Source organism: Streptomyces sp. NPDC006283, assembly GCF_040613325.1.
Lineage (GTDB): Bacteria > Actinomycetota > Actinomycetes > Streptomycetales > Streptomycetaceae > Streptomyces.
On record NZ_JBEXRZ010000472.1, the window covers coordinates 1 to 1,407 of the forward strand.

Annotated in this window: 1 protein-coding gene and 1 pseudogene; both read right to left on the reverse strand. The window is 66.2% G+C overall.

Going from position 1 to position 1,407, the window contains the following annotated elements:
- Positions 1–17: 17 nt before the first annotated feature.
- A complete protein-coding gene (locus tag ABZ070_RS37355; protein ID WP_356639574.1) occupies positions 18–269 on the reverse strand; it encodes an antitoxin MazE7 in 252 nt (83 codons plus the stop codon).
- Between the two features lie 599 nt (positions 270–868).
- Positions 869–1,278: pseudogene (locus ABZ070_RS37360) on the reverse strand (transposase); the annotation flags it as partial.
- Positions 1,279–1,407 lie beyond the last annotated feature (129 nt).

Genomic DNA, 1,407 nt, shown 5'->3' on the forward strand with positions numbered 1-1,407 from the left:
GATGTGCAGGTCCAAGGTCAGGCCGCCCGGCTGCTGGAGTGCTGCTCCGACGTCGGCAGACCGCCGAAGTCACGGTCGAAGTTCTCCAGGAATCCGGGCCGCGCGAGAGCCTCGCGGAATTCCGTCGTGGCCCTGCCTAGCTTGACCTGGTTCTCTTGCTCTATGGCCAGTTCGGCCAAGTACGCGCGGACGCTCTGCCCGCGGGCGGCGGCGACGGCAGCGAACCGGTCCCGCGTCGCGGTGTCGACCTTTACGGTGGTATCAGCCATACTCCGAGTATGCATCAGCGACTACCGTCGTGAATACCTTTCCAGTAAGCCTGTGCCAGCGTCTGGTCGGCTGGGCAGGCGCCGATCGGTCACGTGCATGCGAGCAGTCCGTGCGCATGCATCATTCAGTAGTGGCGCAGCCGTGTCGATCGAGGCCTTTCTCGATGCTCGGTCGAGAAGTGAGGCAAGCTCACCCGGCCCTTCCGGCTGCCCCCGGTCCAGATCCGCCGGGCCACCCCGATGCCAGACCGAACAGCTGGAGCTGATCGGGCGCCTCCTCACCGACCCGGACCTGCCGCTTCGCACTCGGGTCGCGGGCATGATCGTCCTGCTCTATGCCCAACCACTCAGCCGGGTCGTGCGCCTCACCCTGGACGACATCGGCCACAGCAACGACCAGACGCTTCTCTGCCTCGGCGAACCGCCGTCCCCGGTGCCCGAACCGCTAGCGGAACTGCTGCATCGCTGGATCAGCAGCCGGGACAACATGAACACCGCGACCAACCACGCCGCCCGATGGCTGTTCCCCGCCCGCCGGGCCGGACAACCGATGCACCCCGACGCTCTCGCCGCACGCATCAACGACATCGGCATCCCCTCAGTCCGTTCGCGTCCGACAGGACGTGCATCGTGGAACCCGGTTTGCCCCGGCCCACGGGGCTCGGACCTGTGTGTTCGCCCCCCTTTTTTTGGCCCTGGTGTGGGCGGAGTCGAGGACGACGCGGGAGAGGTCGATCAGGCCGACGTCGTCGAGCCGGTGCAGAACCGCTTCATGAAGGCGGCCCCAGACGCCGACCCTGGACGATCAGGAACCGGCGATGACATCCCGAAGCACGGCGCCCAGCACAGCCGCTGACCAGCATGTAGACGATTGCCGCGAACAGCGTCTCGTCAGACGTGTCCTGCGTCCCGCCGCCCTGCGGCCGCACCTTCGACGGCGGGATCAGCGGCTCCGCAATCTCCCACAGCCCGTCCGGAACAAAATCCAACTCCACGTACCCCGCCCCATGACAAGCCCAACGACCCCTCACCACATAGGACACGGTCTAACGACCTCGTGCGTGATTAGCGGTGACGGCGGCTGACCTGGGTCGTTGGTCTGTGTGTGGTGGGGGTTGAAGCACGCAGGTTGATCATG